The following is a 13565-nucleotide window of genomic DNA, read 5'->3' on the forward strand; positions in this document are numbered from 1 at the left end:
CCCCGGCTGCCGGCCTGTACGAAGCCTGGCGGGCCATTCCGTGCAAACGGTTCACTGGGCTCCGTCCCGTACCGGACGTGCCTCCGCGCACCAGGGAGAGGAAGCAGCCGCATGGACCAGAACGGCAGCCCGGCCCGCGACCGTCGCATCGGAATGATCGTCCCGTCCTCCAACACCTGTCTGGAGCCGGTGACTTCCCGCATCCTCGACACAACCGGAGGCATCGCCACCGCCCACTTCGCGCGCGTACCGGTCACCCGGATCGCGGCCCAACTGGCCGCCGTCGCCCGCCCGGACGACGTCCAGGCCGCGGCCGTTCTCTGTACGAACGTGTACGGGGCGCCCCTCGCCGCGGAGGCCGAACGGCAGCACGGGGTGCCCGTACTGGACAGCGTGACGGTGACTCTCTGGCACGCGTTGCACATGCTGGACCCCGGGACGGCACTGTCCGGCTGGGGCGAACTGTTGCAGCACGGCAGCCGTCGCCCGCCCGGACTGTGAACCGGGAGGCACTCTGGACTCCGTGGCGCCGGAGGGGCACCGTGGCGCGCATGGGGTCCTCGATGGTCATCCGTGTCGCCGAACAGTCCGACGGCGACGCCCTCGCCGAGGTGGAACGCCGCACCTGGTCGACGCTGCACTCCGTCCAGCCGCGGCCCGTCGCGCCGTACGACCCGTTCTTCGACGCGGCGCACCGCCCGGACCAGTTCCTCGTCGCGGAGCATCCGGCGGACGGAGTCGCCGGGTTCATCCGGACCGTCCGCCCCACGTCCCTCGCCTGCCACGCCCACGTACGGCAGATACAGGGGCTGGCCGTCGACCTGTGGGCCCGCCACCGGGGAGTCGCCGCCGCACTCGTCGACGCCGCGTGCGAGCGTGCACGCCGGGAGGGCGCCGTACGGATGACCCTGCGGGTGCTCGGACACAACGCGCCCGCACGACACGTCTACGAGTCGGCGGGCTTCGTGGTGGAAGGGGTGCTGCCGGGGGAGTTCCTCCTCGACGGGGCCTACGTGGACGACGTGCTGATGGGCCGTCGGCTCATGTGGACCCCCAACCCCTGAACCGCTCCCACAGTTTGGGCAGCCGCTCGGCCAGCGCCGCGTCGTCCTCCAGGTCGACGGGCGCGCCCACCGGCTCCTCCGGCGGCTCGGGCAGCCCCAGACCGGGCAGCTCGACGCCGGTCAGCTGCTCGTACGCCTCGTCCGCCGCATAGCCCAGATCCTCCGCCTCGCCGTCCAGCTCCTCGTCGAAGTCGACGAGGAGCACGGTCAGCGCGTCCGCGTCGTGCGCCGCGCCCTCGAAGACCTCCCGGCCCTGGCCGATGAGCCAGCAGCGGAAGGAGTCGAACGCGTCGTCGCTCGCCCCGTCCAGCAGAATCCACGCCGCCGCCCACAGATCCCACTGATAGGCGCGGTTGAACCGGGACTCGAAGTGCCGGGCGAAGTACGTCACGGCATCGGGATCGAGCTGGGCCAGCCGGTCGATGAGCAGGTCGGCCTGTTCCTCGGGGTCGCCCTCGGCGGCCCCGCGGGTGGAATCGATCAGCTCCCAGAACTCCGCTTCTTCCATCACGCACTCAGCATCGGCCCTCAGCCCTTCCGACGCACGCGAAGTCCCTCAGATGCCGCTGAACTCGTTATCGTCCGACTGGTCGGACAGATCACGGAAAGGACACTCGGGTGAACACAGCATCAGCCCTCCGGGGCAAGGTCGTTCTGGTCGCCGGCGCCACTCGCGGAGCCGGCCGGGCCATGGCCGTCGAGCTGGGCAGGGCGGGCGCCACGGTGTACGCCACGGGGCGGACGACCCGCGATCAGGTGAGCGAGACCGGCCGTTCGACGGAGACCATCGAGGGCACGGCCGAACTGATCGAGGAGGCGGGCGGTACGGGCATCGCCGTCCCCACCGACCATCTCGACCCCGAGCAGGTGCGCACGCTGACCGAGCGCATCGACCGCGAACAGGGCCGCCTCGACGTGCTCGTCAACGACATGTGGGGCGGCGACCGTTTCGTCCAGTGGGACCGGAAGATGTGGGAGCACGATCTGGACGCGGGGCTGCGCGTCCTGCGGCTGGGCGTCGAGTCGCACATCGTCACCAGCCGGTACGCGATCCCGCTGCTCATCAGGGAGCCCGGCGGACTGGTGGTGGAGGTCACCGACGGCACGGCGGAGTACAACCGCCGCTACCGGCACCCCTTCTACTACGACCTCGCGAAGAACGCGCCGCTGCGGATGGCCCACGGGCTCGCGCAGGAGCTCCCCGAGTACGGCGCGACCGCGGTCTGTCTGACACCCGGCTGGCTGCGCTCGGAGTTCATGCTCGACACGGCGTTCAAGGTGACCGAGGAGAACTGGCGGGACGGCTGCGCGCAGAACCCGCACTTCGCCATCTCCGAGACGCCGGCGTACATCGGACGGGCCGTCACCGCGCTCGCCTGCGACCCGGACGTCGCCCGGTTCAACGGGCAGTCCCTCTCCAGCGGCGGCCTCGCGCAGGAGTACGGCTTCACCGACACGGACGGCTCGCAGCCCGACGCGTGGCGGTACATCGCCGAGGTCGAACAGGCGGGCAAGCCCGCCGACGTCACGGGCTACCGGTGACCGGCGGAGACCCCTCGTCACGCCCTTCCGCCGCGCCGCCTCCGTACAGCGCCGCCGTACGCAGCGCCGCGTCCCGGAAGCGCTCGCGCAGCGACGGCGGCTCCAGCACCTCGCACTCCGGACCGAGCCCGAGGAGCTGCGCGTAGCCGACCTCCAGGCTCTCCACGGGCAGCGTGACGGTCAGCCGGCCGTCCGCGTCCGGCCCTTCGCCCGCGCGGGCCTTCTCCAGCGCCTCCTCGGCGGCCGTACGGTCGGTCACGTGCCGCAGCTGCCGCGCGCCGCGCTCGGTCAGCACGACGACGACCTCGTCGCGCAGGACGGACCGCGCGAACGCGGCGGCACGCTCGGCCCAGAACGCCGGGAGACCGAACTCCTCGTCCCGTACGAAGTGTTCGCCGCCCGGCACGACGGAGACGACCCGGTCCACGCGGTACACCCGCCACGTGTTCCCGTCTCCCGTCACCCGTGCCGCGAGATACCAGACGCCCGCCTTCAGCACGAGACCGTACGGCTCCAGCTCCCGCTCCACCTCGGTCTCCTTGCGGAGGTAACGCACCGTCACCCGGCGGTCGTCCCACACCGCGTCGGCCAGCGCGGGCAGCATCGCGGGGCGCTCCGGCTCGTTCCACCAGCCGGGAGCGTCCAGGTGGAACCGCTGCGCCGCCGTGGTCTGCGCGTCCCGCAGATGCGGGCCGAGCGCGGCCGACACCTTCAGCCGCGCGGCGGACGCGGCGTCCGCGAGGCCCATGTCGTGCAGCGCGGTGGGCACCCCCGACAGGAACAGGGCCTCCGCCTCGTCCCGGCCCATCCCGGTCAGCCGCGTCCGGTACCCGCCCACGAGGCGGTAGCCGCCGGCGCGGCCCCGGTCGGCGTACACGGGCACGCCGGCCTCGGACAGCGCGAGGACGTCACGGGCCACGGTGCGCTCCGACACGTCCAGTTCGGCGGCGAGTTCGGCCCCGGTCATCTCCCGCCGCGCTTGCAGCAGCAACACCATCCGAATAAGCCGAGCAGCCCGCATAAACCCATTCTGCCCCGCCGAGGGCAGCGGCCCGCCCAGAGGGGCGGACCACCCGCCCACACCGAAACGCAGAACGGCCACCGCGCCCCGCGCCAAAACGCGGAACACGGCGGCCGTCACCGCAAAGGCAGGCCCTCAGGCCGCCAGGCCAAGCGTTACGCGAGGCCGTAGGCCTCCGCCGCGCGGCGGACCGTCTCCTGCTTGACCTCGCCACGGCGGGCAAGCTGCGCCAGCGCCGCGACGACGACGCACTCCGCGTCGACACCGAAGTGCCGGCGCGCAGCCTCGCGCGTGTCGGAGAGGCCGAAGCCGTCCGTGCCCAGCGAGGTCCAGTCCTGCTCGACCCACTGCGAGATCTGGTCGGGAACCTGCCGCATCCAGTCGGAGACCGCCAGCACCGGACCGGGCGCGCCGTCGAGCGCGCGCTGCACGTACGGCACCCGCTCCTCGCCGCGCAGCGCCGCCGCGTCGCACTCCAGCGCGTCGCGCCGCAGCTCGCTCCAGGACGGCGCGGACCACACGTCGGCGGTCACGCCCCACTCCTCGCGGAGCTTCTGCTGCGCCTCCAGCACCCAGTGGATCGCCGTACCGGACGCGATCAGCTGCGTGTGCGGCGCGTCCTCGCCCGCGGACTCGCCCTGGTTGAAGCGGTACAGGCCCTTGGTGATCTGCTCCTCGGTGACGCCCTCCGGGATGGCGGGCTGCACCTTCGGCTCGTTGTAGACCGTGAGGTAGTAGAAGATGTCCTCGTTCTGGTCCGCGTCGGGCCCGTACATGCGGCGCAGGCCGTCCTTGACGATCGCGCCGACCTCGAAGGCGAACGCCGGGTCGTAGATCAGCGCGGCCGGGTTGGTGGAGGCCAGCAGCGGCGAGTGGCCGTCCGCGTGCTGGAGACCCTCACCGGTCATCGTCGTACGGCCGGCGGTCGCGCCGAGCACGAAGCCGCGGCCCAACTGGTCGGCGAGCGCCCAGAACTGGTCGCCGGTCCGCTGGAAGCCGAACATCGAGTAGAAGATGTAGAACGGGATCATCGGCTCGCCGTGCGTCGCGTACGACGTGGCCGCGGCCGTGAAGTCCGCCATCGAACCGGCCTCGGTGATCCCCTCGTTGAGGATCTGACCGTCCTTGGCCTCCTTGTAGTACAGGAGCTGGTCGCGGTCGACCGGGTCGTAGGTCTGGCCGAGCGGCGAGTAGATGCCGGCCGACGGGAAGAGCGACTCCATGCCGAAGGTGCGCGCCTCGTCGGGGACGATCGGCACCCAGCGCCTGCCGGTCTCCTTCTCCCGCATCAGGTCCTTGACCAGGCGGACGAACGCCATCGTGGTGGCGATCTCCTGCGAGCCGGAGCCCTTCTTCAGGGCCTCGAACGGCTTCTCCGCCGGGGCGGGCAGCGAGACCGGCTGCACCTTGCGGGCCGGCGCCGGGCCGCCGAGCTCCGCGCGCCGCTCCTGCAGGTACTTGAACTCGGGGGAGTCCTTGCCCGGGTGCACGTACGGGACGATGTCCTCGTCCAGCTTGCTGTCCGGGATGGGGAGTTCGAGCAGGTCCCGCATGGCGCGGAACTCCTTGCCCGTGAGCTTCTTCATCTGGTGGTTGGCGTTCCGGGACTCGAAGCCCGGGCCCAGCGTCCAGCCCTTGACGGTCTGCGCCAGGATGACGGTCGGCCCGCCCTTGTGCTCGACGGCCGCCTTGTACGCGGCGTACACCTTGCGGGGCTCGTGGCCGGCGCGCGAGGTCTGGAAACACTCGGCGATCTTGGCGTCGCTCAGCAGCTTCGCCATCTCGACCAGCGCCGGGTCGGCGCCGAAGAAGTGCTCGCGGATGTAGGCGGCGTCGCGGGTCGCGTACGTCTGGAACTGCGCGTCCGGCACCTCGCGGATGCGGCGGACCAGCGCGCCGGTGGTGTCGAGCTGGAACAGCTCGTCCCAGGCGGTGCCCCACAGCGACTTGACGACGTTCCAGCCGGCGGCGCGGAACTGCGCCTCCAGCTCCTGCACGATCTTGAAGTTCGCGCGGACCGGGCCGTCGAGACGCTGCAGGTTGCAGTTGATGACGAAGGTGAGGTTGTCGAGCTGCTCGCGCCCGGCGAGGGCGAGTGCGGCGGTCGACTCCGGCTCGTCCATCTCGCCGTCGCCGAGGAAGGCCCAGACGTGCGAGTTGGCGGTGTCCTTGATGCCGCGGTTCGTCAGATAGCGGTTGAACCGCGCCTGGTAGATCGCGGAGAGCGGGCCCAGACCCATGGACACGGTCGGGAACTCCCACAGCCACGGCAGCCGCCGCGGGTGCGGGTAGGAGGGCAGGCCGTTGCCGCCGGCCTCCTGGCGGAAGCGGTCGAGGTCGTCCTCGCCGAGCCGGCCGTCGAGGAAGGCGCGGGCGTAGATGCCGGGGGAGGCGTGGCCCTGGATGTAGAGCTGGTCGCCGGAGCCGTCGCTCTCCTTGCCGCGGAAGAAGTGCTGGAAGCCCGTCTCGTAGAGCCAGGCGGCGGAGGCGAAGGTGGCGATGTGCCCGCCGAGCCCGAGTTTCGAGCCGCGGGTCACCATGGCGGCGGCGTTCCACCGGTTCCAGGCGGTGATCTTCCGCTCCATCTCCTCGTCACCGGGGAACTCCGGTTCGGCGGAGGTGGGGATGGTGTTGACGTAGTCCGTCTCCAGCGCGTCCGGGACGGCCAGCCCGCTCTCCCGGGCATGGCCCAGGGTGCGACGCATCAGGTACGAGGCGCGCTCGGGCCCCGCGTGTTCGGTCACGGCATCCAGGGACTCGCGCCATTCGGCGGTCTCCTGGGGGTCGCGGTCCGGGAGCTGGTCGAGCTCGTTCGGCTGATGACGTACGGGGTCGGGCATGGTGGCCACCTTCCGGACGGACGGACAAGGGGGTGTGCGGGCTGGTTTTCCCTGAAGGGGCAGGACAGGGGAGAGCCCCAGCGAAAGGACTGTACGCCCACGATCGATGATCGATCAAAGGTGTGAGCGAAATTGGCATTCCGTGCCACGAAAGTCGGCACGACGTGCCGTAAAAACCCCCTCTGACGTGCGCGTTCGCCGCCCATCCGAGCACGCACAGTGCTCATCCGGCAGGTCACTCGGCAGGGTTCATCCGGCAGGGCTCAGCCGGCGGAACGCGGCGCGCACCCCAGCACGTGCGCCTTCACGATCGCGGCGATGTCCGGATCCCGCCGCTGGAACGCCGCCAGCACCGCCTCGTGCTCCTCCGCGTACGACTGCTGCACCGTGCCCAGCCAGCGGATCGACAGCGCCGTCCACACCTCGATGCCCAGCCCCTCCCAGGTGTGCAGCAGCACGCTGTTCCCCGCGGCCCGCACCAGCTCCCGGTGGAAGCCCACGGTGTGCCGCGTCTGCGCCTCGCCGTCACCGGCCCGGTCCGCCTCGTACAGCGCGTCCACGTGCGGACGCAGCGCCGAGTCGTCCTCCGCCAGCCGGGGAGCGGCCAGTTCGGCGGCGATCTGCTCCAGACCGGCCCGTACCGGGTAGATCTCCTCCAGGTCCGCGGCCGACAACTCCCGTACCCGCACACCCTTGTTGGGGGCCGACTCGATCAGCCGGAGCCCCTCCAGCTCCCGCAGCGCCTCCCGCACGGGCGTCTGGCTGACCTCCATCTCCACCGCGATCCGCCGCTCCACGATGCGCTCTCCGGGCTTCCAGCGGCCGCTGATGATGCCGTCGACGATGTGCTCGTGGATCTGCTCGCGCAGCGAGTGAACGACGGGCGGAGTCATGCGGGCTCCTGTAGAGGCAGACAACAGTGAGGGTGCCGCGTTTCCCCGGGGGATCCCCCGGACCCTCCCGAGGTGAACGCCGGTGGACTGGACTATAACGGCGGCGCCCCCGCCCGGAATTCACCGGGCGGGGGCGCCGTCACGCTCTGGCCAGCAGAAACCCTTACAGGCCCAGCTCGCCCTCGAACTCGCCGGCCTCCAGGCGGGCCTTGACGTCGTTCAGGTAGCGGGCCGCGTCCGCGCCGTCGACCAGCTGGTGGTCGTACGACAGCGTGAGGTAGCACATGTCGCGGACGGCGATGGTCTCGCCCAGGTCCGGGTGGTTGACGACCACCGGGCGGCGCACGGTGGCACCGATGCCCAGCTCGGCGACCTGCGGGTAGTTCACGATGATCGTGTCGAACAGCGCACCGCGGGAACCGGTGTTGCTGATCGTGAACGTGCCGCCGGACATGTCGTCCGGGCCCAGACCGCCGTCGCGGACCTTGCCGGCCAGCTCCGCGGTCTTGCGGGCGATACCCGCGAGGTTGAGGTTCCCGGCCTCCTTGATGACCGGGACCATCAGGCCCTTCTCCGAGTCCACCGCGATGCCGATGTTCTCGACGTCGTGGTAGGTGATCGTGCCGTCGTCGTTGAGACGGGCGTTGACCGCCGGGTGAGCCTTCAGGGCCTCGGCCGCGGCCTGCACGAAGAACGGCATCGGGGAGAGCTTGACGCCCTCGCGCGCCTGGAACGAGCCCTTGGCACGCTGCCGCAGCCGCATGACGTTGGTGACGTCCACCTCGACCACGGTGGACAGCTGCGCCTGGTTGTGCAGCGCCTTCATCATGTTCTCGGCGATGACCTTGCGGATGCGGGGCATCTTCACGGTCTGGCCGCGCAGCGGGGAGGCCTCCAGCTTCGGCGACTTCGGCGCCGCGGAAGCGGCAGCCGGAGCGGCCGCCGGGGCCTGCGACTTGGCGGCCTCGGCCGCGGCGGTCACGTCCTGCTTGCGGATCCGGCCACCGACACCGGTGCCCTTCACCGCCGCCAGGTCCACACCCTGCTCGGAGGCGAGCTTGCGGACCAGCGGCGTGACGTACGCGCCGTCGGACTCGCCGGCCTGCGCCGGAGCCTGCGGCTGCGGAGCGGGCTGCGCCGGAGCGGCCGAGGCCTGCGCGGCCGGGGCCGGAGCGGCGGGAGCCGCCGGGGCCGGGGCCGGCTTCGGCTCGGGCGCGGGCTGCGCCTGGGCCGCCGGCTGCGGCGCCGGAGCGGGCTCCGGCTGCGGCTCGGGCTGGGCCGCCGGAGCGGGCTCGGCCGGGGCCGGGGCCTGCGCCGGGGCGGCACCGGCCGCGCCGATGACGGCGAGCTTGCCGCCGACCTCGGCGGTCTCGTCCTCGCCGACCACGATCTCCAGCAGAGTGCCGGACGTGGGGGCGGGGATCTCGGTGTCGACCTTGTCGGTGGAGACCTCGAGCAGCGGCTCGTCGGCCTCGACCTCTTCGCCGACCTGCTTCAGCCAGCGGGTGACGGTGCCCTCGGTGACGGACTCGCCGAGCGCCGGGAGGGTCACGTCGGTGCCCTCGGCGGCGCCGCCGGACTGCGCCGGAGCAGCGGCCGGCGCGGGCTGCGCCTCGGGCTGCGGCTGAGCGGCCGGAGCCGGCTCGGGCTCGGGCTCGGCCTGCGCGGGGGCCGGCTCGGCGGCCGGGGCCGCGGCCGCCGGGGCGCCGGAACCGTCGTCGATCAGCGCCAGTTCGGCACCGACCTCGACGGTCTCGTCCTCGGCCACCTTGATGTTGGCCAGGGTGCCGGAAGCCGGCGCGGGGATCTCGGTGTCGACCTTGTCGGTCGAGACCTCGAGCAGCGGCTCGTCGGCCTCGACATGCTCACCCTCGGCCTTCAGCCAGCGGGTGACGGTGCCCTCGGTGACGCTCTCGCCGAGCGCCGGAAGGGTTACGGAAACCGCCATGGTTTCGGTTGCTCCTTTTTGCGAAGTGCGGAAAGTGGTCGTGCGTCGCGCCCGACGTACGTCAGTCGTGGGAGTGCAGCGGCTTCCCCGCGAGGGCCAGGTGGGCCTCGCCGAGCGCCTCGTTCTGCGTCGGGTGGGCGTGGATGAGCTGCGCGACCTCGGCCGGCAGTGCCTCCCAGTTGTAGACCAGCTGGGCCTCGCCGACCTGTTCGCCCATGCGGTCACCGACCATGTGGACGCCGACCACGGCACCGTCACGCACCTGGACGAGCTTGATTTCGCCCGTGGTCTTGAGGATCTTGCTCTTGCCGTTGCCCGCGAGGTTGTACTTCAGCGTCACGACCTTGTCGGCGCCGTACACCTCCTTGGCCTTCTGCTCGGTGAGGCCGACGGAGGCGACCTCGGGGTGGCAGTAGGTCACGCGCGGCACACCGTCGTAGTCGACCGGCACCGGGTTCAGACCGGCCAGCCGCTCCGCGACGAGGATGCCCTCGGCGAAGCCGACGTGTGCCAGCTGCAGGGTCGGGATGAGGTCGCCGACGGCGGAGATGGTGGGCACGTTCGTGCGGCAGTACTCGTCGGCCAGGACGAAGCCGCGGTCGGTGGCGACCCCGGCCTCCTCGTAGCCCAGGCCCTGCGAGACCGGGCCGCGGCCGATGGCCACGAGCAGCACCTCGGCCTCGTACTCCTTGCCGTTGGCGAGGGTGACCTTGACGCCGTTGTCCGTGTACTCGGCCTTCTCGAAGAAGGAGCCGAGCTGGAACTTGATGCCCCGCTTGCGGAAGGCGCGCTCCAGCAGCTTGGAGCTGCTCTCGTCCTCGGCCGGCACCAGGTGCGGCAGGCCCTCGACGATGGTCACGTCGGTGCCGAAGGACTTCCAGGCGGAGGCGAACTCGACGCCGATGACGCCGCCGCCGAGGACGATGGCGGACTCCGGCACGCGGTCCAGGGTCAGCGCGTGGTCCGAGGAGATGATGCGGTTGCCGTCGATCTCCAGGCCGGGCAGCGACTTCGGCACGGAGCCGGTCGCGAGCAGGATGTGCCGGCCCTCGTAGCGCTGGCCGTTCACGTCGACGGAGGTCGGGGAGGAGAGCTTGCCCTCACCCTCGACGTACGTCACCTTGCGCGAGGCGACCAGGCCCTGGAGGCCCTTGTACAGGCCGGCGACCACGTCGTCCTTGTACTTGTGGACACCCTGGATGTCGATGCCCTCGAAGGTGGTCTTCACGCCGAACTCGTGGCCCTCGCGGGCCTGGTCGGCGAGCTCGCCGGCATGCAGCAGCGCCTTGGTGGGGATGCACCCGTTGTGCAGGCAGGTACCGCCCAGCTTGTTCTTCTCGATCAGGGCGACATCGAGACCCAGCTGCGCGCCGCGCAGCGCAGCGGCGTAACCACCACTGCCGCCACCGAGGATCACTAGGTCGAAAACGGTGCTGGCGTCGTTCGCCACGTCACGTCCTCCATGCATGGGTACGCCGGAGCCGGTCTGCTGTGACCGGGCGGCTGTAGGTTCGGCCGCTGTCTTCCTCGGCCCTGGACTCGGCTTGTGGTGAAGCCGCGCTGGGGCCCTGTCCTGCCGGGGATCCATCTTCGCACTTGTTGACGGCGGGCGGGACGCGGGGCCGGTGTACGCGGTGGTACGGCCCCGATCGCTTCTGGCGAAACCCGGCGATCGGGGCCGTAACGGCGGTGCTGTGACGCACCGGACACGATCCGACGGTGCGTCAGCCGAGGTCGCCGTCGGCGGTCTGCTCGGCGAGCCGGACCAGCGTGCGGACCCCGGAACCGGTGCCGCCCTTCGGCGTGTAACCGAACGCGGCGGAGTCGTTGTAGCCGGGTCCCGCGATGTCGAGGTGCGCCCAGCTGGTGCCCTCGGGCACGAACTCCTCCAGGAACAGGCCCGCGACGAGACCGCCGCCCATCCGGTCGCCGATGTTGGCGATGTCGGCCGTCGGGGACTCCATGCCCTTGCGCAGGTGCGTCGGTGACGGCATCGGCCAGGAGTCCTCGCCCGCCTCGCCGGCGATCTCGTGCAGAGAGGTGCGGAACGCCTCGTCGTTGCCCATGATCCCGAACGTGCGGAGGCCGAGCGCCACCATCATCGCGCCGGTGAGCGTGGCCACGTCGACGATCGCGTCCGGCTTCTCCTCGCCGGCGCGGGTGATCGCGTCGGCGAGCACGAGCCGGCCCTCGGCGTCGGTGTTCAGCACCTCGACGGTCTTGCCGCTGTACATGGACAGCACGTCGCCGGGGCGGGTGGCGGAGCCGGACGGCATGTTCTCGGCGAGCGCCAGCCAGCCGGTGACGTTCACCTTCAGGCCGAGCCGGGCCGCGGAGGCGACCGCGGCGAACACGGCGGCGGCGCCGCCCATGTCGCACTTCATCGTCTCGTTGTGGCCGGCCGGCTTCAGCGAGATGCCGCCCGAGTCGTACGTGATGCCCTTGCCGACGTACGCGAGGGACTTCTTCGCCTTGGGGTGCGTGTACGAGACCTTCACCAGCCGCGGCGGGGTCACCGAGCCCTGGCCGACGCCGAGGATGCCGCCGTAGCCGCCCTTGGCCAGCGCCTTCTCGTCCAGCACCTCGACCTTCAGGCCGTGTTCCTTGGCCGCGGTCTGCACGCGGGTCACGAAGGTGACCGGATTCAGGTCGTTCGAGGGCGTGTTGACCAGATCGCGGGCCCGGTTCACCTCCTCGGCCAGCACCTGGGCGCGGTCGGCCGCGGCCTTGTGCGACTTGTCCCGGGCCTTGGCGCCGAGGAGGGCGATCTCGGCCAGGGGCGCGGACTTGTCGGCCTTCGCCCCGTCGGCCTTGCCCTTGGCGCCCGCCTTGTCCTTGCCGGCCTTGTCCTTGGCGCCGTTCGCGCCCTCGGTGCCGCGGTACGCGGTGAAGGCGTACGCGCCGAGCAGCGCGCCCTCGGACACCGCCGCCACGGCGTCGGCGTCGTTCAGCGGCAGGGCGAACGCGGCCTTCTTCGTACCGGCGAGCGCGCGGGCCGCGGCACCCGCGGCGCGGCGCAGGGTCTCCGGCTCGTACGAGGAGTTCTTCTCCGGAACCTCGCCCAGACCGACGGCGAGGACCACTGGCGCCTTCAGTCCGCTCGCCGGCGCGGGAAGCTTGGTGACCTCGCCCTCGGCGCCGCTCGCGCCGAGCGCGTCCAGCGTGGCGGCGAGATTGCCGCCGAACGCCTTGTCCACCGCCTCGCCGCCGGGAGCGACGGCGACGGCGCCCTTGCCGGAGCTGCCGCCCTTGGCGACGCCGATGACGACGGCGTCCGCGCGCAGCGTCGCGGCGGACGAGGAGCTGAGAGTCAGAGCAGACACGTTGGGTGCGACCTTCTTCCGTAGCGGAGTCCAGGGGAGTCCGGGATCCGGACAGTTCTCAACAGTTCTCGGCATCGTATGCCTCGCTTCGTGCTGGGGGACCTGCGGCATCAGCCCAGCGTGAGAACGACCAGCGCCGCCGTCGCCGCGGTCTCCGCGAGCGCGCCGAAGACATCGCCGGTCACACCGCCGAAGCGGCGCCGGCAGTGCCGCAGCAGCAACTCGCCCGCGCCGAGCCCGAGTACGACGGCGGCGGCGGCGCCGACGGCCGCGTACGGGGCCGCGTACGGCGACAGCGGCACGGCCACCGCGGCGGCGAGCACGGTGACAACGGCGGCCGCGGCCCACGCCGTACGGACCGGCACCGTGCCCGCGACGGCCGCGCCCAGCCCCTCGGGCCGGGCCGCCGGCACACCGGCGCGGGAGGCGAGCGTGAGGGACGTACGGGCCGTGACGGCGGCGACGACGACGCCGAGCGCCCCGTACGCCCAGCCGCCCGAGGTGAACAGGCCGTCCACGACGGCGACTTGGGCCAGCAGCACCAGCAGCAGGGTGACCACGCCGAACGGGCCGATGTCCGAGCGCTTCATGATGCGCAGCGCGTCCTCGGCGGGTTTCCCGCTGCCCAGGCCGTCCGCGACATCGGCGAGCCCGTCCAGATGCAGCCCGCGGGTCAGCACCGCGGGGCCGGCGACGGCGGCGACGGCGGCGAGCAGCACGGGAGCGCCGAGCAGCAGAAGCAGCAGGGCGACCGCGGCCGACAGCAGTCCGACGGCGAGCCCGGCGAGCGGCGCGCACAGCATGCCGCGGCGGGCTGCCTCCCGGTCCCAGCGGCGTACGTGGACGGGGAGGACGGTGAGGGTGCCGACGGCGAAGCGGAGACCGTCGGCGACGGACGCGCGGCCGTCACCGACGGCGGAAGTGTCACTCATGG

General features: G+C 71.8%; 11 protein-coding genes. 3 read left to right on the forward strand and 8 right to left on the reverse strand.

Going from position 1 to position 13565, the window contains the following annotated elements; genetic code table 11:
- The first annotated feature begins 111 nt into the window (after positions 1–111).
- Together AC3AGO_RS24715 and AC3AGO_RS24720 are read left to right on the forward strand one after the other, a co-directional pair.
- Positions 112–501: a hypothetical protein gene (locus AC3AGO_RS24715; protein WP_487822425.1), complete on the forward strand. Its 390-nt coding sequence runs from the start codon at positions 112–114 to the stop codon at positions 499–501.
- Positions 502–551: 50 nt separating this feature from the next.
- Complete coding sequence (locus AC3AGO_RS24720) at positions 552–1064, forward strand: N-acetyltransferase family protein (protein WP_487822426.1); 513 nt, start codon at positions 552–554, stop codon at positions 1062–1064.
- Here AC3AGO_RS24720 and AC3AGO_RS24725 read toward each other — a convergent pair.
- Positions 1042–1572 carry a DUF4240 domain-containing protein gene (locus AC3AGO_RS24725; RefSeq protein ID WP_487824797.1) on the reverse strand — a complete coding sequence of 177 codons (531 nt, stop codon included), beginning with the start codon at positions 1570–1572 and terminating at the stop codon, positions 1042–1044. The two genes, AC3AGO_RS24720 and AC3AGO_RS24725, sit on opposite strands and share 23 nt — an antisense overlap.
- Before the next feature lie 110 nt (positions 1573–1682).
- Here AC3AGO_RS24725 and AC3AGO_RS24730 point away from each other — a divergent pair, with 110 nt between their 5' ends.
- Complete coding sequence (locus AC3AGO_RS24730; protein WP_487822427.1) at positions 1683–2606, forward strand: SDR family oxidoreductase; 924 nt, start codon at positions 1683–1685, stop codon at positions 2604–2606.
- On the opposite strand, the gene AC3AGO_RS24735 is transcribed toward AC3AGO_RS24730, so the two are convergent.
- From AC3AGO_RS24735 to AC3AGO_RS24765, 7 genes are all read right to left on the reverse strand, one after another.
- Complete coding sequence (locus tag AC3AGO_RS24735) at positions 2590–3627, reverse strand: helix-turn-helix transcriptional regulator (RefSeq protein WP_487822428.1); 1038 nt, start codon at positions 3625–3627, stop codon at positions 2590–2592. The two genes, AC3AGO_RS24730 and AC3AGO_RS24735, sit on opposite strands and share 17 nt — an antisense overlap.
- A gap of 155 nt (positions 3628–3782) precedes the next feature.
- The gene (aceE, locus tag AC3AGO_RS24740; protein ID WP_487822429.1) at positions 3783–6467 is read right to left on the reverse strand and encodes a pyruvate dehydrogenase (acetyl-transferring), homodimeric type; all 2685 of its coding nucleotides are present in this window, start codon (positions 6465–6467) and stop codon (positions 3783–3785) included.
- A 263-nt stretch (positions 6468–6730) separates the two neighbouring features.
- A complete protein-coding gene (locus tag AC3AGO_RS24745; RefSeq protein ID WP_487822430.1) occupies positions 6731–7360 on the reverse strand; it encodes a GntR family transcriptional regulator in 630 nt (209 codons plus the stop codon).
- 163 nt (positions 7361–7523) lie between these two features.
- Positions 7524–9308 (reverse strand): 2-oxoglutarate dehydrogenase, E2 component, dihydrolipoamide succinyltransferase, encoded by a 1785-nt coding sequence (gene sucB, locus AC3AGO_RS24750; protein WP_487822431.1) that lies wholly within the window; start codon positions 9306–9308, stop codon positions 7524–7526.
- 61 nt (positions 9309–9369) lie between these two features.
- On the reverse strand, positions 9370–10758 hold the full coding sequence (lpdA, locus tag AC3AGO_RS24755; RefSeq protein ID WP_487822432.1) for a dihydrolipoyl dehydrogenase: 1389 nt from the start codon (positions 10756–10758) through the stop codon (positions 9370–9372).
- Positions 10759–11032: 274 nt separating this feature from the next.
- A complete protein-coding gene (locus AC3AGO_RS24760; RefSeq protein ID WP_487822433.1) occupies positions 11033–12631 on the reverse strand; it encodes a leucyl aminopeptidase in 1599 nt (532 codons plus the stop codon).
- A gap of 110 nt (positions 12632–12741) precedes the next feature.
- Positions 12742–13563 (reverse strand): adenosylcobinamide-GDP ribazoletransferase, encoded by an 822-nt coding sequence (locus tag AC3AGO_RS24765; RefSeq protein WP_487822434.1) that lies wholly within the window; start codon positions 13561–13563, stop codon positions 12742–12744.
- Between the last annotated feature and the right edge of the window lie 2 nt (positions 13564–13565).

This window comes from Streptomyces sp. BL1 (genome assembly GCF_057628045.1).